General features: G+C 46.1%; 20 protein-coding genes and 1 rRNA gene. 7 read left to right on the top strand and 14 right to left on the bottom strand.

What is annotated here, in order from left to right; translation table 11 throughout:
• The first annotated feature begins 164 nt into the window (after nucleotides 1-164).
• Nucleotides 165-280, top strand: a 5S ribosomal RNA gene (rrf, locus tag Q4Q52_RS19430).
• A 288-nt stretch (nucleotides 281-568) separates the two neighbouring features.
• Nucleotides 569-3019: an EAL domain-containing protein gene (locus tag Q4Q52_RS19425; RefSeq protein ID WP_311991390.1), complete on the top strand. Its 2451-nt coding sequence runs from the start codon at nucleotides 569-571 to the stop codon at nucleotides 3017-3019.
• Here Q4Q52_RS19425 and Q4Q52_RS19420 read toward each other — a convergent pair.
• Nucleotides 2976-3959, bottom strand: a complete 984-nt coding sequence (locus Q4Q52_RS19420; RefSeq protein WP_259214366.1) for an alpha/beta fold hydrolase — start codon at nucleotides 3957-3959, stop codon at nucleotides 2976-2978. The genes Q4Q52_RS19425 and Q4Q52_RS19420 overlap by 44 nt on opposite strands.
• A gap of 95 nt (nucleotides 3960-4054) precedes the next feature.
• The gene (locus Q4Q52_RS19415; protein WP_311991389.1) at nucleotides 4055-5866 is read right to left on the bottom strand and encodes a DUF885 domain-containing protein; all 1812 of its coding nucleotides are present in this window, start codon (nucleotides 5864-5866) and stop codon (nucleotides 4055-4057) included.
• Between the two features lie 210 nt (nucleotides 5867-6076).
• On the opposite strand from Q4Q52_RS19415, the gene add reads away from it, so the two are divergent.
• Complete coding sequence (add, locus tag Q4Q52_RS19410) at nucleotides 6077-7072, top strand: adenosine deaminase (RefSeq protein ID WP_012197884.1); 996 nt, start codon at nucleotides 6077-6079, stop codon at nucleotides 7070-7072.
• Between the two features lie 94 nt (nucleotides 7073-7166).
• On the opposite strand, the gene hemN is transcribed toward add, so the two are convergent.
• The 5 genes from hemN to Q4Q52_RS19385 all read right to left on the bottom strand — a co-directional run bounded on the left by hemN (nucleotide 7167) and on the right by Q4Q52_RS19385 (nucleotide 12081).
• Nucleotides 7167-8543, bottom strand: a complete 1377-nt coding sequence (gene hemN, locus Q4Q52_RS19405; RefSeq protein WP_275956785.1) for an oxygen-independent coproporphyrinogen III oxidase — start codon at nucleotides 8541-8543, stop codon at nucleotides 7167-7169.
• Nucleotides 8544-8804: 261 nt separating this feature from the next.
• Entirely contained in the window at nucleotides 8805-9272 is a 468-nt protein-coding gene (locus tag Q4Q52_RS19400) for a DUF2489 domain-containing protein (protein ID WP_311898281.1), read from the bottom strand.
• 74 nt (nucleotides 9273-9346) lie between these two features.
• Nucleotides 9347-9907: a Der GTPase-activating protein YihI gene (gene yihI / locus Q4Q52_RS19395; RefSeq protein ID WP_006079359.1), complete on the bottom strand. Its 561-nt coding sequence runs from the start codon at nucleotides 9905-9907 to the stop codon at nucleotides 9347-9349.
• A gap of 90 nt (nucleotides 9908-9997) precedes the next feature.
• On the bottom strand, nucleotides 9998-10636 hold the full coding sequence (locus Q4Q52_RS19390) for a class I SAM-dependent methyltransferase (RefSeq protein ID WP_283627148.1): 639 nt from the start codon (nucleotides 10634-10636) through the stop codon (nucleotides 9998-10000).
• Nucleotides 10637-11457: 821 nt separating this feature from the next.
• Nucleotides 11458-12081 carry a cytochrome c gene (locus Q4Q52_RS19385; RefSeq protein WP_006084749.1) on the bottom strand — a complete coding sequence of 208 codons (624 nt, stop codon included), beginning with the start codon at nucleotides 12079-12081 and terminating at the stop codon, nucleotides 11458-11460.
• Between the two features lie 168 nt (nucleotides 12082-12249).
• On the opposite strand from Q4Q52_RS19385, the gene yihA reads away from it, so the two are divergent.
• Nucleotides 12250-12909: a ribosome biogenesis GTP-binding protein YihA/YsxC gene (gene yihA / locus Q4Q52_RS19380; protein ID WP_006079362.1), complete on the top strand. Its 660-nt coding sequence runs from the start codon at nucleotides 12250-12252 to the stop codon at nucleotides 12907-12909.
• Nucleotides 12910-14179: 1270 nt separating this feature from the next.
• Here the strand turns inward: yihA and polA are convergent.
• Complete coding sequence (gene polA / locus Q4Q52_RS19375; protein ID WP_311991388.1) at nucleotides 14180-16945, bottom strand: DNA polymerase I; 2766 nt, start codon at nucleotides 16943-16945, stop codon at nucleotides 14180-14182.
• Between the two features lie 387 nt (nucleotides 16946-17332).
• Between polA and elbB the strand changes: the two genes are divergently transcribed.
• Complete coding sequence (elbB, locus tag Q4Q52_RS19370; protein ID WP_311991387.1) at nucleotides 17333-17995, top strand: isoprenoid biosynthesis glyoxalase ElbB; 663 nt, start codon at nucleotides 17333-17335, stop codon at nucleotides 17993-17995.
• 88 nt (nucleotides 17996-18083) lie between these two features.
• Here elbB and glpG read toward each other — a convergent pair whose 3' ends face one another.
• The 5 genes from glpG to Q4Q52_RS19345 form a co-directional block, all read right to left on the bottom strand.
• A complete protein-coding gene (gene glpG, locus Q4Q52_RS19365; protein ID WP_311991386.1) occupies nucleotides 18084-18929 on the bottom strand; it encodes a rhomboid family intramembrane serine protease GlpG in 846 nt (281 codons plus the stop codon).
• A complete protein-coding gene (gene glpE, locus Q4Q52_RS19360) occupies nucleotides 18926-19231 on the bottom strand; it encodes a thiosulfate sulfurtransferase GlpE (RefSeq protein ID WP_006084745.1) in 306 nt (101 codons plus the stop codon). Before glpE ends, glpG begins: the two co-directional genes overlap by 4 nt.
• Nucleotides 19232-19384: 153 nt before the next feature.
• Nucleotides 19385-20410 carry an L-threonine 3-dehydrogenase gene (gene tdh, locus Q4Q52_RS19355; RefSeq protein WP_006079369.1) on the bottom strand — a complete coding sequence of 342 codons (1026 nt, stop codon included), beginning with the start codon at nucleotides 20408-20410 and terminating at the stop codon, nucleotides 19385-19387.
• 23 nt (nucleotides 20411-20433) lie between these two features.
• Nucleotides 20434-21627 carry a glycine C-acetyltransferase gene (locus tag Q4Q52_RS19350; RefSeq protein ID WP_311991385.1) on the bottom strand — a complete coding sequence of 398 codons (1194 nt, stop codon included), beginning with the start codon at nucleotides 21625-21627 and terminating at the stop codon, nucleotides 20434-20436.
• 286 nt (nucleotides 21628-21913) lie between these two features.
• Nucleotides 21914-22561, bottom strand: a complete 648-nt coding sequence (locus Q4Q52_RS19345; protein ID WP_311991384.1) for a TetR/AcrR family transcriptional regulator — start codon at nucleotides 22559-22561, stop codon at nucleotides 21914-21916.
• Between the two features lie 142 nt (nucleotides 22562-22703).
• Between Q4Q52_RS19345 and waaA the strand changes: the two genes are divergently transcribed.
• A complete protein-coding gene (waaA, locus tag Q4Q52_RS19340; protein WP_311991383.1) occupies nucleotides 22704-23969 on the top strand; it encodes a lipid IV(A) 3-deoxy-D-manno-octulosonic acid transferase in 1266 nt (421 codons plus the stop codon).
• Between the two features lie 13 nt (nucleotides 23970-23982).
• On the opposite strand, the gene Q4Q52_RS19335 is transcribed toward waaA, so the two are convergent.
• Complete coding sequence (locus tag Q4Q52_RS19335; protein WP_311991382.1) at nucleotides 23983-24738, bottom strand: 3-deoxy-D-manno-octulosonic acid kinase; 756 nt, start codon at nucleotides 24736-24738, stop codon at nucleotides 23983-23985.
• 98 nt (nucleotides 24739-24836) lie between these two features.
• On the opposite strand from Q4Q52_RS19335, the gene Q4Q52_RS19330 reads away from it, so the two are divergent.
• Complete coding sequence (locus Q4Q52_RS19330) at nucleotides 24837-25886, top strand: glycosyltransferase family 9 protein (protein ID WP_311898290.1); 1050 nt, start codon at nucleotides 24837-24839, stop codon at nucleotides 25884-25886.

The raw sequence follows: 25886 nt of genomic DNA, 5'->3' as shown, positions 1-25886 counted from the left end.
TGTTCCAGACATTTTCTAGCACTTCCTCCATCCATGGAGGTCGTACGAAAAGTCTTAGACAGAATATCGAAACTTGATAAAGTGCGAACTCAAACAAAGCAAATCAGCTTTCCGAATTATTATTAACGTGGTCCAGAGATGGACACGGTAATAAACAGAATTTGCTTGGTGACAATAGCCTTGTGGAACCACCTGATCCCATCCCGAACTCAGAAGTGAAACGCAAACGCGCCAATGGTAGTGTGGGGTCTCCCCATGTGAGAGTAGGTCATCGCCAAGCGCCTAATTATCTCATTGAGATGTAACGAAGCCAGCTGAATAAGCTGGCTTTTTTGCGTCTGTAATTTGTTAAATCAGCGTTAATACAGAACATTGTTCTATTCGTTTTAGCTCTGGTCATTTCGCTAGTTCTTTACGTTTTTTCCTTCCTTTATTTCAGACTTTTATACTCTAAGTTGATTATTTACATCAAGATCTCGCTTAGTTTGATAAGTCCTTTTGCTTAGTGGTTAGTTTCCCGTTAGCATACAAAACTATTCACATTTTTGTTAAAGGCTGTCTGTTGCCTATGCTTCGTAAGCTTTCGCTCGCGGTACTGCTCCCTCTGTGTATGCTGACACTATATTTAGTGTTGGTCATAGGCGAGTACCTGTTTGAAAGCGATCAAGTGCGTGCTGAATTGGCGCAGCGACAATCGACACTGATAAAGCAGCAGTTGTTCCGGATGCAGAATGTGGTTCAATCGGCGCAGGCTTTACAGGATGTGGAGCGGATCGAGCAGGAGGTTTCCTTAGCTGCGCTGGATATGGGCACTATGGTTTATATCTTAGTTGATGCTGATAGCCGTATTCGTTTTGCAAACCATACTGTTTGGCGCGATAGCAATGCCATGCAAGTCATTGATGGTTATGATGCTACTCGTCATCGTGCTGTGGTTCAGGCTTTCCTGCCACAAATTCTCGTTAATCTCGAACGCTTAACCATTCAAGCATATTATCCCGTCTTGCCTCAGTATGGTGGTGCGGTTGATTTGATTTATCTTGAAGCCGATTTAGCGCCTTTAGTTGCCGAAGCTTCCGCTAAGTTACAACAACGTTTTATGCGGGTGTGGGGGCTGGGTGGATTATTACTGATTGGTTTTACCTTCATTCTCTATTTCCTGTTGATCCGTCCATTTCAAATATTAAGCGAGGCCGCTAAACAGGTAGGGGCTTCTTCCTTTTCGACATCGATCCCTTGGAGTTCATCAGAAGTTTTATCATTGCAAGCCAGTTTGCAGCAGGTACATGAACGTTTGAGCCGTGCCGTGAAACAGTTGAATGACAGCGAACTGCGCTGGCTGTTTGCGGTGGAAGGTTCGCGGAACGGTATTTGGGATTGGGATATCAGCACGGGTGAGGTTTTTCTTTCTGATCGCTGGAAAGAGATGATCGGTTATGCGCCGGATGAATTAGCGGGCGTATTCCAGACTTGGGAAACGCGGTTACATCCCGATGATAGGGATATCGTACTTGATGCTTTGCAGGAGTACGTTAGCGGTAAGAGTAAGGAATTTGAAAGTGTCCATCGCCTGCGACATAGAGAGGGGCATTATGTGTGGGTGCTGGATCGCGGCATGTTGGTTGATTGGGACCCTCAAGGACGTCCGACTCGGATGATCGGCATTCATATGGATGTGTCAGAAAGTGCCAAGAACCATGCTGCGATTAATGAACTTGTGGATCAATCGGTTACGGGTCGCAAGATGTTACCCGATGTCTTTATGGCGCGACTGTCGCAATTTTTAACCCAAGGTAATAGTTCAGGTCAATGGGGAGCATTGCTGCTTGTTGAGGTGGATAGATTAGGCTTGGTCGCGACTCTAAACTCCCACGAATTAGAGCGCTTACTCACGCAAGTGGCTGCACGTCTATCGAGTTATTTTACTGAGAATATTACCGTTGGCCGATTGGAGTCCGGTGATTTTGTTTTGCTGGCTAAAGACTTAGCGGTTGATGCTTCAGTGGCTGCGCGTCGTGCTTTAGCGCTTGCGAGTGAGTTAAGGCAAGTGATTGCTCGACCATTCCATTATGGTCATCATTATTTTGAGCTTAGCGCGAATGTGGGGATTTGTTTGCTCGACAGCATAGAGACCTTAGATCCTGCTTTAGTCATGCGCCGCGCCGAGTTAGCAACCTTGAGTGCTAAGCAACCTGGGCAAGCGGGATGCGCTTTCTATCATGCTGAGATGGATTTACGTCAGAGCCGTGATGAACAGTTACAACAGGAGTTACAGACGGCATTACAGCAAGATAGCATGACGTTAATGTTCCAACCTGTGATGAATGCGCACAGTGAATTGGTCTCGGCTGAAGTGCTCACACGTTGGTATCGTACCGATGGCGAGTTTATCCCGCCTGCAGAGTTTGTAGCGTTAGCCGAACAGGGAGGAATGATTGCTGAACTCGATTTTTGGGTCGCTAATCGTGTGTGTCAGTTTATTCAGACATCCCATGCCCAAGGCCGGAGTTTGCCGACTTTAACTCTTAATATCAGTGCATTCTCATTTGGTCAGGCAGATTTTGTTGATGCATTGGTTGCGTTAGTTAAAGAGCATGGCATTACGGCTCATCAACTGGGTATTGAACTCAATGAGGCCGCATTGTTAATGCAACCACAGTTTGTGGCTGAGCGCGTGTCTAAGTTAGTTGATGCAGGGATAGGTATCGTCCTCGATCATTTCGGTTCTGGCTCGAGTGCTTTAAGTTGTTTAGCCAACCAGCCATTAGTTGCGGTTAAATTGGATATGAGTTGTATTGATTCATTAGCCGCAATGCCACAAAGAGTGAAGGCGTTAATTGTCTCTGCGCAGCAGTTTAATTTGCACGTGGTGGCTAAAGGCGTTGAATCACCCCAACACTATCAAGCCTTTGTTGAATTTGGCTGTGATGGTTATCAGGGCTATTTATTCAGCCGAGCGCTAAACCAAGCGGACTTTATCCAGCTTGTTTGTCCTCGTCCTTTATTGCGAAGCGTTTAAAGAAGTCGAGCGCATAATTTAAGGCTTGGTTCCGATAGGCGTCTTTTTCCATAAAAATCTCATGGGCAGCCCCTGCGATCACCTTCAATTGGCAATGAGTGCTCACCGCAAGATTCTGGGCCGCATTATCAACAATCTTATCTTCACTCGCTTGCAGTATCAGGATTGGCGTGCGAATTTGCGCCGTTGCCAGTACGCAAGTGTCTGCTGCATCTAAAGATTCTGTCAACCAACGGTTAGTTGGGGAACCGAGTTGTAACTTAGGGGCCGCGTCATACAAGTCTCGATAGGCTTGGTATCTACTTTGGCAATGGGTTAGCTCATTTCCTTTGAAGGGAACCGGCTTATAGTTTTGTCCTCCAAGCACATAGTTAGGTTCACCGCCATTGAGTGTGGTATCGAGTTTACTGGCTAACCAGCGCACGAATGCTTTTGGCATAGGTAATTTGATGCCATACATGGGCGCTGAAAATACCGCGGCGGTAAAAATATCGGGATGTTGTTTGAGATACAAAGTGCCAATCGCGCCACCCATTGAATGGCCAAGTAGCATGAGTTGTTTGTCGTTTTGCGGTAACACTTTCTTCTGCATAAACAGTGCAAAATCATCAATATAATCATTGAATCTTCGCACATGACCCATGTGTGGATTGATTGTCATACGATCCGACAATCCTTGGCCACGGTGATCGATGGCATAAACTGAGTAACCCTGTTGGTATAAGTCGAAGACCAATTCTTGGTACTTTAAATAGGATTCAACTCGGCCACTGCTGAGAACGATTGCGGTATGTGCTTGGGGATGTTTGACCATCATATAAGCCAGCGTGATGCCATCAGCTGTGATCAGCGTGTCTTGAACAACGCTTTGCCAGAAGGCTTGCTGCTCTGAGGTATTTAAATCGTGTTCAGTCGAAAATGTCGCTTTGGCTTGGCTCATACTCAGTCGCAAATCATTTGGCTTGAATGGTTTGCTAGAGTGTAACAGACAACCATGGGAGTCTGAAAATACCGACTCCCATGGTTGTGATTAACTTAGCGTGTCGCCTTTTTAGCTTCAATAAAATCATTGATTTGCTGTTCGAGGATCGACATAGGTACTGAGCCATTTTCGAGCACAGCGTCGTGGAAGGCGCGAATATCAAACTTGTCGCCGAGTTCCTGTTCTGCTTTAGCGCGTAAACGCTTGATCGTTAACTCGCCAATCTTGTAGGACAAGGCTTGTCCTGGCCACGAAATATAACGGTCAATTTCGGTCGTGACATTGTGTAGTGATAGCGCGGTATTGCTGGCCATAAAATCGATGGCTTGTTGACGACTCCATCCTTGGGCATGCATGCCTGTGTCTACGACTAAACGCGCCGCCCGCCACATTTCATAGGTTAAGCGGCCAAAGTTACTGTAGGGATCTTGGTAGAAGCCAGCCTCCAAGCCTAAATATTCGCAATACAGACCCCAGCCTTCACCGAAGGCAGAGATATAGCCATAACGACGGAAGTCAGGGAGTGAGGTTAGCTCAGAGTTGAGTGAAATTTGCAGATGATGACCGGGTACGGCTTCGTGCAAAGTTAAAGCTTCTAACTCGTAGAGTGGGCGCTTGTCCAATGCATAAGTGTTGACCCAGTAGTAACCGGGTTCGTCATCGCTGTTCGATCCTGAATATCGTCCTGTGGTGTATTTCGGCGCAATTTCGGCGGGCACTGGCGCTATGCCGTAGGGTTTACGGGGAAGTTTGCCGAAGTACTTAGGCAGCATGGCATCGGCTTTTTTGGCAATAAATGCCGCTTCTTTGAGTAACTGATCGGCACTTGTGGTGTAGAACTGGGGATCGGTCCGCAGGAAATGTAAAAAGTCGGCAAAGCTGCCTTTAAAGCCAACGGACTTGATGATTTGCTCCATCTCTTGGCGGATACGCTTTACTTCTTTTAAGCCCAGTTCATGCACTTCTGCCGACGTCATATTCAAGGTCGTATAGTAACGTACTCGATTCTCATAAAACTCAGCACCGTTAGGTAAGCTGCTGGCCGCGATATTTTCCCGTGCATTGGGAATGTACTCTTTGGTCATAAAATCATAGAAGTTTTGGTACAACGGCAAGACTTTTTGCTCGACTAAGACGCGACCTTCTTGGGTCAGCTGAGTTTTTTGTGCTTCAGTGAAATAGCTGGGGTATTGGGTAAAAGGTTTGAAATAACCGCTCTTTTCCACAGGGACGATATAAGCACTGATACTGTCTTCAAAGCCATTGAGTGTCACTTTAGGTGGCGTTATTCCCTCGGCTAATCCTTGCTTTAGCCAGTGAGTTTGCTGGGCGAAATAGGTCGGGAGTGCATTGAGTTTGGCAATATAGTTGCGGTAATCCTCAAGGGTGTTGAATCTTCCCTGTGCGATTGAGGTGATATAAGCGTGGAAGCCGCTTTCCGCGGTAATGGGCAGGTAATAATCCTTAAAGCGATATAGGTCGACATCGTTTTGGATCTGATCTTCCAGTATTTGAGCGTTAATCTTATTTTCTTTACTCAAGCTGCTGCGGTCGAGTGCTTTGAGCTGCGCTAATACTGCGATTTGGCCTTGATTGAGCTTAGCGAGCGCAGCTGGCGAGAGATCCGATAACTTTCCTGCGGCACTGGCATCGCCCATGCTGTAAGCCATTTCAGGACTCGCGCTGAGCTGTAATTGCCAGCTTTGGTCGATAATCGCCTGCAGCGCGGGAGCTATGGGCTCAACTTGCGATTGTGTTGCTGATATTGTCTGTGGCGCTGAGGTTTGGCTATTTTCTGTGGTTTGAGTGGTACTGCAGGCGCTTAATGCGCATATCAATAAACTGGGGGTTAAGAGTTTATGCATAGTCGATCTCTGATATTTTCGTTGTTATTGAAGTCATTATGCCTGATGAATACGGCAGTTCCTTGTATGGATATTAAGCAGAATTGTGACTGAATGTGAATTTAAATGCGTTTGGCGCATAAATGCCCCTGAAAATGCGTGTTAAACTTAGTGTCCGCCCGCGACCAAATAACAAAAGCATTGGCTGGGTAGTTCAAATAGGGGTTAAATATGATTGATACATCCATTCCATTGGTGGATCTGCATCGTCACCTAGACGGTAATGTGCGAGTAAACACCATTTGGGAACTAGGACACCAACACGGCATTGCGCTACCTGCCGATTCTTTAGAGACTCTCGCACCTTTTGTGCAAATTCAGGGGAAAGAAACTAGCTTAGTCGCCTTCTTAAAGAAGCTCGATTGGATGGTTGGCGTACTCGCTGACTTGGATGCGGTTAAACGCGTTGCCTATGAAAACGTTGCCGATGCGGCATTGTCTGGCTTAGATTACGCTGAGTTACGTTTTAGTCCTTACTATATGGCGATGAACCATAAGTTACCGATTGAAGGCGTAGTTGAAGCAGTAGTCGACGGCGTTAAAGCGGGCTTAAAAGACTATAACGTGAAGATCAATTTGATTGGTATTTTGTCACGTTCATTCGGTCAAGCCGCTTGTACTCAAGAACTTGAAGGCTTACTTACCCATAAACAACATCTCGTGGCTATGGACTTAGCTGGCGATGAAATGGGTTTCCCTGGCGAGTTATTTAACGAGCACTTTAAACGTGTTCGTGATGCAGATCTTGCGATTACGGCTCACGCCGGTGAAGCCGCGGGTTCACAAAGTATGTGGCAAGCGATTCAAGAACTTGGCGCGACGCGAATTGGCCACGGGGTGAACGCGATTCACGATCCTAAGTTGATGGAATATCTCGCTAAGCACCGTATTGGTATCGAATCTTGCCCAACCAGTAACTTGCATACTTCTACAGTCGCTTCTTACGCTGACCATCCTTTTAGAACTTTTATGGATGCAGGCGTATTGATCAACTTAAATACCGATGATCCCGGTGTGAGCGCTATCGATATTAATCATGAGTATCGTATTGCTAAATCCGAACTCAAGTTAACCGATGCTGAGTTAGCGCAGGTGCAACGCAACGGCGTTGAAATGGCGTTTTTATCCGACAGTGAGCGTAAAGCGCTGTATGCCGCTAAGGTATAAGCTCTGAGTCATTAATAAAAATAGCTATAAATAAAAAATCCGACTCTAGAGTCGGATTTTTTTATGAGCATTCGCGAGTGCAGCGATAGGCGCTTTAGATCACGCGCGAGAACTGTTGCTGACGCGCTTTTTGACGATAGTAAAGGTCGAAACACATACAGATATTGCGGATCAATAAACGGCCAGTTGGGCTGATAGTGATCTGTCTGTCGACGATTTCAACTAACTTGTCATCGATAAATGTCTGCATTAACTTAAGATCTTCCGCGAAATAGGTTTCGAAGTTAATCCCCAGTTTCTCATCAATTTTCGCCATATCTAGTTCGAAGTGGCAAATCAGCTGTTTAATCACTACGCGGCGGATTTCATCGTCACGGTTCAGGCTGCAACCTTTCCACAAAGCATGGCCTTCCTTATCTATGGCTTCATAGTAAGGGCGGATATCTTTCTGGTTTTGTGCATAGCAGTCGCCAATCTGACTGATGGACGACACGCCAAGACCTAACAAATCACATTCTTCTTGGGTGGTATAACCTTGGAAGTTGCGGTGCAGTCTGCCTTCACGCTGTAACTTGGCTAACTCGTCATCGGGTTTAGCAAAGTGGTCCATACCTATATATTGGTAACCCGCGCCAGTTAAGGTCTCGATAGTTTGGTGCAGCATTTCGAGTTTTTGTTTTGGCGAAGGTAAATGCTCATCTTTGATCTTACGTTGAGCGGCAAAGCGCGCAGGTAAGTGAGCATAGTTAAATACCGACAGACGGTCAGGCGATAAATCTAAAACGCGCTGCATAGTGACGGCAAAGGTTTCTGGCGTTTGGTGTGGCAAACCATAGATTAAATCTATGTTGGTTGACACAAAACCCATGGCTTTCGCTTTGGCCATCAAGTCGAAGATAAATTGCTCGTCTTGTTCGCGATTAACGGCAATTTGCACTTCTTTATTGAAATCTTGTACGCCGATGGAGATCCGGTTGAAGCCCGCTTCTTTCAATGTGTCGAGCATTGACAGCTCTATCTCGCGAGGATCGACTTCAATCGAGTACTCGCCTTCTTCCGCAAAGTTAAAGTTAGCTTTAATCAATGACGTAAGTTTAAGAATCTGCTCAGGATTTAAGAACGTAGGTGTACCGCCGCCCCAATGCATTTGGGTTACGCTGTAATGTTTAAACAGGGGCGCACGTTTGATAATTTCTTGGCTTAAATATTCAATGTACTGATCGGCTTTGTGTTGGTGGCGGGTGATGATTTTATTACAGCCGCAGTAATAACAAAGCTTGGCGCAGAACGGGATATGAATATACAGCGACAGTTTATCGCTTTTGCTATTTTCAATGGCCGTCAGCAGGTTTTGTTCGGTGAATGTGTCATCGAACTCCAATGCCGTTGGGTAAGAGGTATAACGGGGACCGCTGTAGTTATACTTTTCGATCATCGACTGATCCCAGCTAATCTGAGTGGGCTGCTTCAAGGCGTGTCCTCCGTGGGTAAATTAGCAACAAGCGAAGTATGCAAGGTTCTTAAGTAAATAACCTTGATCTAGGTTGTAAAAATGACGTCTGTCTTTTTAGAAGTTACGCAATATCTATCAAAAAAGTACGCTTGTCTGTCGATATATGGTGGTTTTGTGCGCAGGCTCACGGGAGAAAGCAGAGTAAGATTGGAGTGGGTTTTATCGAGATGACCTGAAAACCACAACATAAGTGGTCTTGAGGTATAACAATGAGCGAGTTTAATGCATCGCTTTGGCTTGGTAATCCGCCAGTTTTTTCGCATCATCACTGATGCCTTGCTCTAATGCCGCTTCGGACTTCATTCTGATCAAATCTAACTTCATCCTTTCTTGCTTAGGCAAGGCTTGACGAGCGTCCATGATGGGATGATTTTTAATTAGCTCAAAGTGTTTGAATAATGAAGGGTAATCAGGAGCCACACGCTCACTCAATGACAGGATTTCAAATAATCGCCCAATTCTGACCACGCCTTCAGAGATCTCACAGCGGTCTTCAATCATGGCAGTGGCGATATAGCGGATATCATCTAAAACTTGGGCGCGTTTTGCATTCGCCGTGACTTCACGCTCGGCTTGTTCGGCCTGCTGACGCTTTTTTTGCTGCTTGAGTTTTAGGATTAAGAAGGTGGCGTAGCTACTAAGCGCTACTATGATGATAAAACCGAGAATAATGATAGCCGTAGACACAGAGACTCCTTATATGAATGGCATAAGGAGCACAGCTAAAAAACTGAGTTCCCTATGCCTTAGCACTGAGAGGTTTAGAACTTGTCTTGATAATCTTTCAGTAAGTCAGCGCCTGATTCGAACTTATCGAACAACTCATCGTCAGACAAAGACTTAGCTGGTGATGAAGGTGCGTCATCATCCATATCGTCGCTAATGCCCAGTTTAACCATCAGAGCTTCAATCTTATTCAGCTGTTGATCTAACCATTTTTGATCTACATCGTTGAGATCACGGCCTTCTTCCAGCATATCTAACAGCTGATTTAGTCTTGGATCTTCTTCCAATTTCAGCAGTTTTTGCTCGTCAGTCAGCTTAGCTTGTTTCACTTTTGGCTGGGCGGCTTTATCTGTAACCACTGCCGCTGGAATCGCTAAAGCAATAGGCTTTTTGCTGCCATGACGCGGGTCTTTTTTCTTCGCGGCCTGCTGTTGCGGCGCTTGCGCTAAAATTAAGCTTTCGTTATGACGACTGCCTGATTTATTGCCAGAATCTTTACGTTTGCCAGTCGCTACAGCGCGATCTTGCTTCTTCACTCTTGGCTGTAACTTAGGGCTGTTCTCGCCGCCCTTGCGTGTTTTCTTGCTACGAGACATGGTCTTCTCAATTGTTTACAACGTATGGCCCCGCAGACTAAGGTTGAGCTTGTCTACAAGGTGCGAAATTAGGCCGAGTGTTATACCAGATTATGATGTTTTTTGCATCAAAACGAGGTCCTTTGCGGCAAATAATAGTTCAAAATCGCTATTGTTTGCTAGGTACTCGAAGGTTTGTCGCTGGTAAAAGCTCACATGGGTGAGGTTGTTCTTGTAATGCCACTTAGCAAAACCATCTAATTCAGTCAGTAACGGTGTGCTTATCGCTAACCAACCACCAGGATGCAGTAGTCGAGAGAGTAAGGCCCACTCTTTTATTGGGTACTGAAAATGCTCAAAAACGCGATAACAGCAGATAAAATCATATTCTTGCTTTAACACATCATGATTCGGGGCAAAAAAGGGATCGTATTGGTTTAACTTGTGGCCCGCATTTTCTATTGTCGCTAAACTCTCATTATCGAGTATGCGTCCAAAATTCAATCCTAATAAACTACCAGCTTGCTGCTGCTCTAATTGCGCTAACAGCGGCAAAATAAATTGCGATAGCTGCTTTTGCTTCAACGCTATGCGTGAACGACCGTATCTTTGTTTCTCTGCCGCGGGTGGTAAATGGCTATTGGCATCCGCAAAGGTTAACTCACATGTCTTGCAAACATAAAAACTCCGTTTTTTATCTTGGTGAAGGAGTTGTGTCTGACTGTTATGACAAAGAGGGCATCTGGGCATTGAGTCTGCTGAAGTGGTTATTAAGGCTTTGATTGTACCAATTATATTGGTCGAGTGCACATTTTAGACACTGGTGGTGTATTTACACCAAAGAAAAAAGGCGGCAGTTAAACTGCCGCCTTACAAAGGGTGCTTTAGCACCTTATCCTGATTCCAAGTATCCATACTTGCTATGCGACTTTCCCGGTCGGTATCCTTCTTTTTTTTACTGCTTTCCCTGCATTATTTTTGTTAACGGTCTTCCAGACACTTTATTTTTTTCTGTCGCCATCCTGACCACAGTTTCCGTAGATGGTCTCGCGACACATCATTGTATAGCATCGTCATCATTGACGTTTAGTTAACCATCCGTGTTACTTAAGTACCTTCCAGTGATAACAAGCATCCAGCCAGTGCATCCTAAGCTTATCGCTTCCTTTGCGACAGTTTACATCATGTGAACTGTGTCCTGATGGGGCAAGTTACCCTGAGTGTAAGGCGTTTTGCTAGAAGCAAATTGGCGTTATCGGCCATCCCTTACAAAATGGTGCTGACCTGGATTTCAAGTGGAAATCACGACTCTTGTTATTATTAGAGAGTGGTCTTAAGTATATTATTGTTATTGAGTGTCTTTATTCTTATATCTTGAATGTTAATTATACCGAAACCTGTAAGTTATTATTAATCTTTTTGTACAAACAGATGGGTTTATCTCGGTACGGGGCTTATTAAACCCAAATCTGTGATCTATGTCAAGCATGAATCTCATGCAGTTTACGTTCACGTCAACTTGGTGGTCTAAAAAAAGGGTGATAATACACCCCTTCCTTAACTCACTAAGATTACTTCAGGCTAGAAAGATACTTAGATAGTGCGTCGATATCGCTATCGCTTAGCTTTTTAGCCACATCTTGCATCATGCCGTTCAGGTCATTATGACGACCCGCTTCACGGAATTTTGTCAGTTGGATCTTGATGTAGTTGGCGTGTTGGCCAGCCAATGTTGGGAAGCCTGCAAGTTCAGCGCCTTTACCATCTGGGCCATGACATGCCATACAAGCGGTAATACCACGTGAAACATCGCCACCTTTGTAAAGTTTCGCGCCTAACTCAGGGACATCTTTCGCTTCAGCCACTTGGATTGCTTGGCTAGAAAAATATGCAGTAATGTCGAGAATATCCTGATCGCTTAGAGGCATTGCCATGCCACTCATGATAGGATCCATACGACCGTCTTTACCGCCAGTTTGCGCTGCACTACGGAAATCATGTAGTTGCTTTTGGAGGTAAGTGGCGTGTTGGCCCGCAAGTTTAGGGTACATATCGATCATACTGTTACCGTCCATACCATGGCAGGCTGAACAGACAATGATTTTCGTTTTTCCCGCTTCAGCATTACCTTCAGCAATCGCAGGTGAAGATATGGCGGCAATTACAACAGACAGCGCAAGAGCTAGCTTTTTCATGGCGTTCCAACTTCTGGTTAAGATTATTATCCTGAGCTTACTAGGGTGACCCGCAAGCGTGGTAAAATATGATTAATGTGATCGGAGTAATATTTTACACGAAAACGTGGAAAAGTAAGTAATTCTTCATAAATTATGGTATTGCGTAGAAAAATTTCGGAGTAAATAGTGACTGAATCTCGTATAGATTTTCGTAGGGCAAAGTTTTTAATCAGTGCACCTGACATTGCACATTTGGATCAATATCTGCCCGGCGATGTTGGAGTTGAGATTGCATTTGCTGGCCGCTCTAATGCTGGAAAGTCTAGTGCACTCAATGCATTAACTGAGCAAAAAAGTTTAGCAAGAACCAGTAAAACCCCTGGCCGAACTCAATTAATTAACGTATTTGAGTTAGATGCTCAGCGTCGTTTAGTTGACTTACCTGGCTATGGTTTTGCACAAGTCCCGCTTGCGTTGAAAAATAAATGGCAGCAGGCATTAGGTGAATATTTGCAAAAACGCGCTTGTTTAAGTGGCGTGGTTGTCTTGATGGATATACGTCATCCACTAAAAGATCTCGATATGCAGATGATCGAGTGGGCGGTTGCCAGTGAAATCCCTGTGTTAGCTTTGCTGACCAAGTCAGACAAATTAGCTCAAAGCGCTAAGATGAAAACGGTAAATGAAGTGCGTCTGGCGTTGAGTGAGTTTGGTGACTGGGTACAAGTTGAGCCTTTCTCATCGCTTAAAGGAACCGGTAAGCCTAAAGTGTTGGCTATTCTAAATGAATGGTGTCATCCGCAATGGTTGACTGATGAGTTAGATGCGGCGAACAACGCCGAATAATATTGCCTGTTTTGGCATACATGGTCGAGTTTGACTGTGTATGCCGCCCCTCTGTTTTTCCTGTAGTTTTTCCTTATCTTTCCCTCTTGTTAAGCTTTTATCCCTATTAATTTTTCGTCAATTTCAGGCAAAAAAATAGCCGATGACAGCGTCACCGGCCAAAAATATTAGCTCTTTTGGGGAGAAGCTAAATTCAACAAGACTCAAGCACCACCAAATTAGCTTCAATGGTTCTCAATGAAACTAGCATACAGCCAATTTACTTTTTATTAAAGTAAATACTCTAAAATTTACCTAAAGTCTGAAAAAAGAGCAAAAAAAAGCCTCAGCAAACAAGTTGCTGAGGCGCCAGAATTTGGCTCATCACTATAAGTGAAATAAAGGTCTGAAAGATAGAACATCTTAACCTCTGTACCCTACGCAGAGAATATTACTCCATTTATCTTTAAATGGAAAACAGTTTTTTCAAAAAAGAGGTAATTATGTGCGCTTGATCTCAGGTTATGAGTGAAAAAGCATCTTAAATTGATCTTAAAATTTCATTAAAAATGCTTAATCGGCTGATTTAGCGGGGTAATCCGAAATTTATATACAAAAGAGATCAATATTTGAGATTTAATGTTTTTACTCTAAATCTGGCTTAATGTTTTAGTGTACGCGTGAGAGAACAACCGTTATGACACTTTTGAGCATATATAGCTGGCTTTAACGCCGTTTCGATTAGCGTAATCACACCCTTGAGTCTCCATTTGCTGCGGCAGTGTATCGATGAGCTCTACTGCTAAATGAATCAGGTAAAGATTGTGTGGTAGTGAGTTATGCATGCTGCTGCCGATGAAGTTGCATCGTACTTAATGCTCTAGTGTTTGTGGGGTAAGGAATGTTTGGTTGCGAGTCATGGTTTGGGTCGTCTGTTAAGTTGCGCAGCGCTTAACGAACTAGCGTGTTCGGAATACAGATTGTTTGGCTGTGAGTCATACATTATGTCGCCAGTTAAGTTGCGCCGAACTTAACGCTCTAAAGCGTGCGGAGTAGAGATTGTTTGGTTGCGAGTTAGGTATTGTGCTGCCGATGCAGTTTTTCTTAACTTAATGGTCTGATTTGTATTGTGAAAAGATAATTTTCGCACAGTGATGAAAGGGACTCAGTATTGATGTGCTTAGAGATGATTAAGACGGGAGAGAGCTAACCTGAGTTCAAAATATTGAATTCAGGTTAGCTTTATTTACTTTAAATTATATTGATAGTGTTGGTTTTGATGTCACTAAGGTTAGTGGGCTTCATCCCAGTTATTACCAATTCCCGCTTCGGCAAGCAGTTCAACATCGAAATCGGCGGCTTGTGCCATTAAAGTACAGATTGTCTTTTTAAGCGCTTCTGCTTTATCCGCATCGACTTCAAACACCAATTCATCGTGAACCTGCATGATCATAGTGATTTCGCCTTGGGTTTCAGTCTTGATCCACTGGGCGATATTGATCATGGCCTTTTTGATGATGTCGGCAGCCGTGCCTTGCATTGGGGCATTAATCGCAGCACGTTCAGCACCTTGGCGGCGCATCGCATTACGATCACGGATTTCGGGTAAGTAGAGACGACGACCAAACAGAGTCGATACGTAACCTAGGTCGGCTGCCCCCGCACGCGTTTCTTCCATATAACGTAATACGCCTGGATAACGGGCAAAGTAGGTGTCGATATAGGTTTGTGCTTCATGGCGCGGGATATCGAGCTGACGCGCTAAGCCAAAGGCTGACATGCCGTAAATTAAGCCGAAGTTAACCGCTTTGGCGCGGCGACGCTGTTCTGTGGTTACTTCATCAAAGTCAGTGCCAAACACTTCGGCAGCTGTAGCTCTGTGAATGTCTTTGCCCTCGGCGAAGGCTTTGAGTAAGCCAGCATCTTGGGATAAATGTGCCATGATCCGCAGTTCGATTTGCGAGTAGTCGGCTGCCAAAATTTTACGACCATCAGGTGCGATAAAGGCTTGGCGAATACGGCGACCTTCTTCGGTGCGGATAGGAATATTCTGCAGGTTAGGCTCGCTCGATGATAAGCGTCCTGTTGCCGCATTGGCCTGATGATAGCTAGTGTGCACACGACCCGTTTTAGCATTGACCATGAGTGGCAGTTTATCTGTGTAAGTGCTCTTTAATTTAGATAGGCTGCGATGTTCGAGGATCACCTTTGGCAAAGGGAAATCTAATGCCAATTCGACCAACACTTCTTCTGCGGTCGAAGGGGCACCCTTGGGAGTCTTTTTGGTGATCGGATAACCGAGCTTTTCAAAAAACAATACTTGCAGTTGCTTAGGCGAACCAAGGTTAAATTTCTCACCTGCAATGTCGTAGGCTTTCTCTTCTAAGGTATCGATTTTACGCGCCAGCTCATCGCTTTGTTGGCCGAGTAACATGCTGTCGATTAATACCCCTTGGCGTTCAATATCCGACAATACTTGGATCAGCGGCAATTCGACTTCGGTAAACATAGCGGCCAGTTCCGCTTCTTTTTCAAGTCTTGGCCACAAATGTTGGTGTAAACGCAGGGTGATGTCGGCATCTTCGGCCGCATAAGGCGCAGCCGTTTCCAGTGGAATTTGGTTGAAGGTCAGCTGTTTTGCACCTTTGCCAGCGATTTCTTCGAAGCTGATATTCTTATGGCCTAAGTACTTGAGCGCTAAGCCATCCATATCATGGCGCGAAGCCACTGAGTTGAATACATAGGATTCGAGCATAGTGTCGAAAGCGACGCCCTGCAGTTTGATGCCTGCATTGGCTAAGATACTGATGTCGTACTTAAGATTTTGACCGACTTTCTTAAGTTTTGGATCCTCAAGCAGTGGACGCAGTTTTTCCAGCGCGACGGTTTTATCGATTTGAGTCGGTGCGCCAACGTAATCATGGGTCAAAGGCAGATAAGCGGCTTTTCCTGCCTCAACGGCGAAGGAGATCCCGACTAATTCCGCAACCATGTAATCTAAGCTGGTGGTTTCAGTGTCTACCGCCATCAAGTCGGCTTCTTTAAGCTTCGCAATCCAAGCGTCTAATTCGGCTTCCGTGAGAATGCAGTCGTACTGTGTTGCAATCGCTTCGACTGGAGTCGAGTCTTCCTGTGTCCCGGATGCCGCATCAATTGGGGTATTTGCAGTGATTTTATTATCTAAGACTTCGGCTAACCAACGCTTAAACTCCATCTCGCCGTAGCATTTGATCAGTTCATCTTTGTCCGCAGGTTTGATGGTGAGTTCGTGCCAGTCTTGCTCAAGTTCGACATCGGTTTTGATGGTGGCGAGTTCGTAAGAAAGCTTGAGCATGTCGGCATTTTCAATGATCTTCGCCGCCATGGTTTTAGAACCTCTAAAGCCGAGCTCGGCAACTTTTTCGGGTTCCGCTAATAAGTTACTCACGCTGCCGGCTCCTGTGAGCATAGCGAGCGCTGTTTTCTCACCAACACCGGGTAAGCCGGGAATGTTATCGGCCTTGTCGCCCATCAGCGCGAGCAAATCTATGATACGGTCTGGACCAACACCAAATTTAATCGCGACTTCTTCTGGGCCCATTATGGTGTCTGTCATGGTGTTGATGAGCGTGACGTTCTCATCGACTAACTGCGCCATGTCTTTATCGCCAGTGCTGATAAGCACTGCACGGTTTTCTAAACTGGCTTGGCGAGCAATAGTGCCGATCACGTCATCGGCTTCGACGCCGGAAATCGAAATCAGTGGTAAACCTAGTGCACGAATAATGCGGTGTAGAGGTTCGATTTGCGAACGTAGGTCATCAGGCATGGGTGGGCGCTGTGCTTTGTATTCGCTGTACATGTCATTGCGGAAGGTTTTGCCCTTGGCATCGAACACGACTGCGATATGGCTCGGCTGATAGCGAGTCAGCAAGCTGCGTAACATATTCACTACGCCATAAACGGCACCGGTTGCTTCGCCCTTTGAGTTTGTCAGGTGAGGAGGCGCATAATAAGCGCGATATAAATAAGAAGATCCATCCACAAGCACAAGTGGGTTTTTAGCGACGGTTGGCATAAGTATTTTTCGTTTATCGATGACTTAGATGGCGCTAAGCATGCCACATAAGCGCTATTTCAGCCACGGCAAAATGACTCCCAGCCTGTGGATAAGTCTGTGAGTGAAAAAGTCAACTGAGAATAATGGCGATGATTACGGCTTAGTGCGATATTTTTAAGTTGTTGTTTTTTATATTTATAAAAGATTTGTGTGAGTTTAATACTGTTTCTTAAAAAATCTTCCCAATTTGTGGATTTTTTATTGACTCCGTAAAATACATCTAAGGATTGGCTTAATTTTCGGCACTCGTCAGATTCGACGAATTAAGTTAGCACGATTTTTAATCAGATCAACCAGTTTGTTTATGGTTTGTTGAAACTTAATGACATAAGAAGGATATTTTTAATGAAAAAAGTCGCAGTGTTACTGAGTGGGTGCGGTGTTTTCGATGGAACAGAGATCCATGAATCGGTTTTAACGCTTTTATGTTTATCTAAAGCTGGGGTTCATTACCAATGTTTTGCACCTGATATCAAACAGATGCATGTGGTAGATCATCTCACTGGCGAGGTCGATGCGACAGCAAGTCGTAATGTGCTGGTGGAGTCGGCGCGCATTGCCCGTGGCGAAGTTAAAGCGACCACAGAATTAGCTATCGCCGAATTTGATGCCTTGATCATTCCCGGTGGTTTTGGGGCGGCGAAAAATCTGTGTAATTTTGCGACGAACGGCAGCGAGTGTGAAGTAGATCCGCTGGTCACAGATTTTATCAATGAGTTCATTCTGGCGAAAAAGCCCGTTGGCTTTATCTGTATCGCACCTATGATGATCCCGCGTTTATATCCCCATGGTGTAAAAGGCACTATCGGTAATGATATCGATACTGCCGCGGCGTTTAATTTGATGGGTGGAGAGCATCAAGTCGCCACTGTGCATGAGATCGTCGTGGATGAAGCCAATCGGATTGTCAGCACTCCCGCTTATATGTTGGCTGGAAGCATTGCTGAAGCGCATTCAGGCATCGAGATGCTGGTTGCTAAGGTACTGGAGATGACTGACGCACGTTAGTTTGAGCGGTTTGTAGAAGTGTAAGAGCGCGTCATTGAACCAAGATAAATCCCCATGCGTTCTTCAGGATTTATCTTGGCTCACGGAATTAGATTGAGCTCGAGGACTTGCGGCTATCGAATAAACCTTGGGCTAACCCTATGAGTAAGCCACCAATGTGGGCACCGTTCGCAACGGCAACCCCTAGAATATCCGTGAATCCCAATGCCAACCAAATCATCATAAAGGCCATATATGATGGCGGTAAGCCTATACCTGTCACAGGTTTACGTATCCCCATGATCCAAGTGTAGCCCACCACGGCATACACAACGCCGGATAGCCCGCCAAAGTTAGGTCCACCGACATAATATTGGATGACGTTTGGCAGTGTGCCCGCCACAAACAGCAAGATTAGCAATGGTGCTGTGCCGATTCGGGTTTCGATTTTACCGCCTAAATACCACCACCAGAGCAAGTTAAAGATGACGTGCATGGCTGAAAAATGCAGCAGGCTCGGAGTGAAAACGCGCCAGAATTGACTGAACTCTGAATTTGGTACCGCGCCAAAATAGGACAGTGCTGCGTAGGTTTGGTTGACGAACCCTAAGTTCATCGCCGCAAAAATGAGTACGCAAACCGCAAAAACGATCAACGTGACTGGGCCTGCGCCGGTAATGAATTGGGTAAACAACTGTAGCGAAGGGGCACCGTAATCTATCTTAGTTTGGGTATCGCCGTGTTCCCACGAGGCTTGCAGATATTTACTGTCGTAGGGATGAGCCATGAAATGGGCAAACTCTGTGCGCGCTTGCTCCAGATCTTTGTCATGGATGACGAGAATGGCGACACCTTGCTCCAGCGGCTCAATTTGGCAGTCAATGTGTTCACCTTTGAGGTAATCGACAAATGCCTGCGCGGCTCTACTGTTGGGGAGTCGGCCAATTTCTATCATGCATTTGCCTCATGCCAGGCGCTATAGCCGCCGTCTAGACTGTAAACGTCATCAAACCCTTGCTCGCATAAATACTGTGCCGCATTTTGGCTGCTCATACCGTGGTAACAAACCACCACTAGCGGGCTGTCCATATCGGCTTGGCTAATAAATTGCGCTAGGTTTTCGTTATTCAGGTTAGTTGCACCTGCAATATGGCCGTTGGTGAAGCTATTGCCATCGCGGATATCGACGATTTGCACTGGCTGTGCTTCGGTCATTTGCAGCAATTGATTAACGCTTAAGTGTTTAAAGGAAGACATAATAAAACCTGACAGAGCTAAGAGATGGAAATCAAGATGGGATAAGTGTGCAACAAGGGGCTGCGAGTGTACAGCCCCATCTATACCCAAGCTATCTGAAGATACGAATCCTGCATCTTCAGGTCGTTTGGGTATAAGTAATGCTCGGCAGGATTAATCCCAGCTGAGGATCACTTTACCCGATTGGCCCGAGCCCATAGCGTCGAAACCTTGTTGGAAATCATCAATCTTGAAGTGGTGAGTGATGATAGGCGAAATATCTAAGCCCGATTGGATAAGGCTCGCCATCTTGTACCAAGTTTCGAACATTTCGCGGCCGTAGATGCCTTTAATGACCAAACCTTTGAAGATCACTTTGCTCCAATCAATCGCCATTTCGCCACCAGGAATACCCAGCATAGCGACTTTGCCGCCGTGGTTCATGGTATCTAACATGGCGTGGAAGGCTGATGGTACGCCAGACATTTCTAAACCGACGTCAAAACCTTCGGTCATGCCCAGTTCCTTCATCACGTCTTTCAGGCTTTCTTTAGACACGTTGACTGCGCGAGTGGCACCCATTTTACGGGCCAGCTCTAAGCGGTATTCGTTGACGTCGGTGATCACCACATGGCGCGCACCTACGTGACGACATACGGCCGCAGCCATAATGCCAATTGGGCCTGCGCCTGTGATCAACACGTCTTCACCGACTAAATCGAAGGATAATGCTGTGTGCACAGCGTTACCAAACGGGTCGAAGATTGATGCTAAATCATCGCTGATGTCATCAGGGATTTTGAAGGCGTTAAAGGCGGGGATGACTAAGTATTCCGCGAATGAACCTTCACGGTTTACACCGACACCAGAGGTGTTGCGGCATAAATGGGTGCGGCCAGCGCGGCAGTTACGGCAGTGGCCGCAGGTGATATGGCCTTCACCAGAAACGCGGTCGCCAATCTTAAAACCGCGAACTTCTTGGCCGATATCAACCACTTCGCCTACATATTCATGGCCAACAACCATAGGGACTGGAATGGTTTTTTGTGACCACTCGTCCCAGTTGTAGATGTGCATGTCGGTGCCACAAATCGCCGTTTTTTTAATTTTGATCAGCAGATCGTTGTGGCCCATTACTGGTTTAGGCGCATCGACTAACCAAATACCTTTTTCGGCTTTTAACTTGCTTAGTGCTTTCATTGTCTCAAGTCCTAAATAGGGGGTTAAATAATGCCCATTTCTTTGGCAATACGGGTAAAGGCGGAGATCGCTTTGTCGAGTTGCTCACGGGTATGTGCCGCTGACATTTGCGTACGGATACGGGCTTGTCCCTTAGGAACCACAGGGAACGAGAAGCCAATAACATAAATATGTTCTGCTAATAAGCGGTTAGCAAAGTCGCCCGCCAGTTTCGCATCGCCAATCATTACTGGGATAATCGCGTGGTCTGCGCCGCCTAAAGTAAAGCCAGCTGCTGACATTTGCTCACGGAAATAACGGCTGTTTTCCCATACGGCTTCGCGCAGGGCTTGGCCTGATTTCAGCATTTCTAACACATGGATAGATGCAGTTACGATTGACGGTGCTAATGAGTTAGAGAACAAGTAAGGACGTGAACGCTGGCGTAACCAGTCGATGACTTCTTTTTTACCCGAAGTGAAACCGCCCGATGCGCCGCCTAAGGCTTTGCCTAAGGTGCCTGTGATGATGTCGACTCTGTCCATCACATTGCAATATTCGTGGGTGCCACGGCCGTTTGCGCCAATAAAGCCTACCGCGTGAGAGTCATCGACCATCACCAGTGCGCCGTATTTATCGGCTAAATCACATACGCCTTGCAGATTAGCAATCACGCCGTCCATCGAAAATACGCCGTCGGTGGCGATCAAGATATTACGGGCGCCTGCTTCTTTCGCGGCGATCAACTGAGTTTCTAAATCGGCCATGTCGTTGTTGGCATAGCGGAAACGCTTGGCTTTACATAAACGTACACCGTCGATGATAGAAGCATGGTTTAACGCATCGGAAATAATCGCGTCTTCTGCATCTAACAAGGTTTCGAACAGACCGGCGTTTGCATCAAAACATGAAGAATAAAGAATGGTGTCTTCAGTGCCGAGGAATTCGCTTAGGCTAGCTTCTAGCTTTCTATGGATATCTTGGGTGCCGCAAATAAAGCGCACCGACGCCATACCAAAGCCGTGGCTGTCTAAGCCCTGTTGGGCGGCTTTGATTAGCTCAGGGTGATTCGCTAAGCCTAAGTAATTATTCGCGCAAAAGTTAACAACTTCTTGCTGATTAACTTGAATGGCAGTCTGTTGCGGTGAGGCAATAACACGCTCGCTTTTATATAAGCCTTCGGCTTTGATGTCTGCAAGCTGTTGATTAATCTGTGCGTAGAATGAGGTAGAGGCCACCTGATATCTCCTTAGTTAACTTTATTCTGATTTTGGGAGTGGCGGCATTCTAACTCTAAACCTAATCGGCCTACAGCCTTTTTTTCATGCAGGTTCGCAAGATAAACGAGTTTAGGGCTAAAGTGGTTTTTACATTATAAAAACTAATGTGCAACATAAGTTTGCCACTGTTTGACTGAGTATTCTTTTAAGCGTTGTAGAGCGAAAACGGGTTCGCACTCAGTACTATAATTGCTTTGAGTCTAGTACCGAATGCGAGTTCCCAACAAAGGTGTTTGGGATGATGCTAGAGGGATTCTTGATTCGCTAACGCGTGATAATGCTGCTCTAGGCGAGTAAAAGTTGCGACGGATGTCGGGGTTGCATAGGCTTTGAAAATCATCAGTACCCTCAACACACCTTCATAAAGTGTCGCTTTAGTGATGGTCGACTTGCTGGATTGCGTGAGTTGGTAACCAATCCAAAAGCTGACGATCATCTTAATGGTATCCGCCAGTGGCGTGATTTTGTCAGCATCGACACACAGAAATCCATCTTGCTTAAGTTTATGCAGCACATGGCTCGAGCGCGTTAAGACTTGTTGTTGTGCATGCAAATAGCGTTTTTTTAGCTCTTCATCGCGGGCGAGAATATCCGCAAGGTTGGCGTACATGAAGCGGAATTGCCACAGGGTATAGAACATGGCATCGAAGTAGCCGATTAACAGTTCCACATCCACTTGCTTATCTTCATAGGGTTGGAAACCCGATTCGAGATGATTCTCATATAAGCTGAAAATGCAGCGGATAATGTCTTCTTTATTGCGAAAATGATAATAAAGATTCCCGGGACTCATATTTAAGTGAGCGGCAATGTGATTGGTGGTGATGTTTCTTTCGCCATGCTCGTTGAACAGTTCAAGACTGGCATAGATTATTTTGTCGCGGGTTTTCATAAGTTATCCAAATTGCTAGTGAACGCCACATCATAGATAGAGTTAACCAACGACCGCCATACTGCTGGTAAATTATCCCTAATTTGGTGCATATGCTAACATTGCCGCCATTCATCAGGCAAAACTCATAAGCACGTTTTTAATGAATCGTTTTCTCTATTCCACGATCTTATATTTATTATCCCCTTTGCTAATCGTCTATTTAGCATTTCGTGCTATCAAAAGCCCCGATTACCTTGGCCGTTGGGGGGAGCGTTTTGGATTAACCCGACTAAAATCGACGGATTTACTGATCCATTCTGTGTCTATGGGGGAAACGCTCGCGGCAATCCCTTTGATCCGTTTGATTATGCAATCACACCCTGAGCTAAGTATTACGGTTACCACAACCAGTCCAACAGGATCTGCGCAGGTGCGCAAAGCCTTTGGTGACTCAGTGCAGCATTGTTATTTGCCCTTTGACTTACCTTGGTGTGTGCGGCGTTTCTTGCGCCAAGTCTCACCTAAATCTTGCATCATTATGGAAACCGAACTGTGGCCTAACTTGGTTGCCTTAGCGGCCAAGCGAGGTGTGCGCTTGATGTTGGCTAATGCACGTCTGTCGGCCAAGTCGGCGGCGCAATATACTAAGCGCCCTAAACTCAGTCGACCTATGTTGCAACGACTCGATGTTATTGCGGTGCAGACTCAAGTAGAAGCGCAACGTTTTATCGAGTTAGGAGTGTCGCCGGACAGAGTGACATTATGCGGTAGCTTGAAATTTGATCTCAGTATTACGCCTGAGCGTTTAGCCAGTGCTAAGCAGTTGCGTCAGGCTTGGGGGCGTGAAACCTCGCCGATTTGGGTTGCGGGCAGCGTACATCCTGGTGAATTTGACGCGATGCTCACAGCCCATAGGCAAGTATTAGCACAATGGCCCGATGCCCTATTGATTATCGCGCCACGTCATCCGGAACAGTTTAACGCCGTTGCCCAAGTGGTTGCGGCGCAAGGTTTTGAATCCGTTCGTCGCAGCGAAAATCAGCCCGTGACGCCTAAGACGCAAGTGCTGGTGGGCGATACCATGGGCGAATTGCTCACCTTTTATGGTGCCGCGGACCAAGCCTTTGTCGGGGGGACATTGATCGAAAACGGTGGCCATAACCCCTTGGAGCCTGTCGCTATGGGCGTGCCTGTGATGGTGGGACCAAACCACTGGGACTTTGCCCAAATTACCCAAATGCTGGCGGATGCGGGTGGTTTGCGGATTGTTGGCTCAGCGCAAGAACTAGGGCTAAATCTTATCCAATACTTTGAAACCCCTTCACAACGCCAACAGGCGGCGAGCGCTGGTCTTGCCGTGGTGGAGGCGAATCGTGGTGCCTTGCAGCGGCAATTTGCGCTAGCGCAATCCCTAATAAAGGCTTAATACGGCTGGTGAATTAGGCGCTTTGCATTGCCCCTTGATAGCCCTTCATCAGTGATGCCCAGTTATCGGCGCTGAAGGCAAGGCTTGGCAGTTTGCCTTGTTCTTTATTGAAGGAGCGTAATAGTCTGTCTAGATTGGCTTTTTGCCATTGCGGGTTCGGTGTTTTTAATTCACCGCGGTCGAAATCGATAAGATAAAACCGCTCTGCCGTTATGGGTGCTGTTTGCGCAGGCTGGAACAGAATGTTTTTGGCATTGAGATCGGCGTGGTACACACCGCGCTGGTGGAATTGGGCGATAGTTACTCCCAACGCCCGCCATTGCTCAGTGCTCATTATTCCTTTGCCGAGTTTAGCGACTAAATCTTCGGCGCCTTCGACCCGTTCGATAATGATATCGGCGCGGTAAAATAATCCATCGCGTACTATGTTGGCGGCAATCGGCTTAGGTACGGCAAAATTTTCGTGATACAAAATGTTTAATAAGCGTAACTCACCCATGGCGCGGGTATTTTCGAGGCCAGTATAAACGTAAGCGTCTTTGCTGAATTTCTCCATTAAGCCGCCACGCCAATAATGCCGCAATACCCAATGACTGTGCTCAAATGCCACAAACCAAGTGGTGTAGCGGCCTTTTGATGAACCGACGACAGCATTTTTAGCTCGCCAAAAATCCACCGAGAACCACGCGGGATCGATATCTGTTGGTGTATCTTGGCAAAGCGCCATGTGACCTTGGGCGGTTTTTATGAGCTGTATCTGAGCATTCATGGGAGATTTGTTGACTTAAGCGTGGCACCTAGGACCATTCTACATTAAGATCCTTAGCTTGCGCCAAATAACCTTAAGAGCTTTTAGCTTCAATCCCAATGAGTTTAAATCCCAATACCATGAATTCCCTTTGTTTGCTGCGCTTATCCGCTATCGGTGACGTCTGTCATGCCGTGGCTATGGTGCAGGCGATTCAGCGGCAATACCCCGAGCTCAAAATCACATGGGTGATCGGTAAACTCGAATATCAATTGTTGAAGCATTTACCTGGTATTGAGTTTGTTATTTTCGATAAATCTCAAGGATGGCGCAGCTATTTTAATTTGCGTAAGGCCTTAAAAGGCCGACGTTTTGACGTGCTGCTGCATATGCAGGTTGCGCTACGTGCAACCTTGGCTTCATTAGCCATTTCGGCAAAGGTGCGCATAGGTTTTGATCGTGCCCGCGCTAAAGAAGGCCAGTGGCTAGTGACGAATCGTAGGGTTGAGCCCTTGGCCAAGCCCCATGTGCTCGAAGGATTTATGGGCTTCGCTAAGGCGATTGGCGTCAAGGATCTCACTCCCCAATGGCATATTCCTGTACCCATTGCGGATACTGAATTTGCCCAGACGCAGATTAAAGATAATGAAAAAGTCTTTATCATTTGCGCTGCCGCGAGTAAGGCTGAACGTAACTGGTTGCCCGAGCGTTATGCTGCCGTCGCGAGTCATGCGATTGCTAAAGGGTTTAGAGTCATGCTGTGCGGTGGCCCAACTCAGCTTGAGAAGGATTTAGCCGAGCAAATCTTGCAGGCTTGCCCTTCTAAAATCGATAATTTAGTGGGCAAAACCAGTCTGACTCAACTCTTAGCGCTGCTAAAACGCGCCAGTTTAGTGTTAGCGCCAGATACCGGTCCTGCGCATATGGCGGTGACCCAAGGCACGCCAGTCATTGGTTTATATGCCCATTCCAATCCCGGGCGCACGGGTCCGTATTTATCGCAGCAATATGTGGCGAGCGCCTATGATGAGGCCATCAGGTTGCAGCATAGTGGACAAATTAAGTGGGGAACTCGCGCTAAAGGCGAGCATCTAATGTCATTGATTAGTGTTGAAGCTGTGATTGAGAAGTTTGATCTGGTGGCGTATGACACTAAAACTGCAGAATAA

It is taken from the genome of Shewanella sp. SP1S2-4 (genome assembly GCF_031932075.1).
GTDB lineage: Bacteria > Pseudomonadota > Gammaproteobacteria > Enterobacterales > Shewanellaceae > Shewanella > Shewanella baltica.
This window is presented reverse-complemented; position numbering and strand designations above follow the sequence as displayed.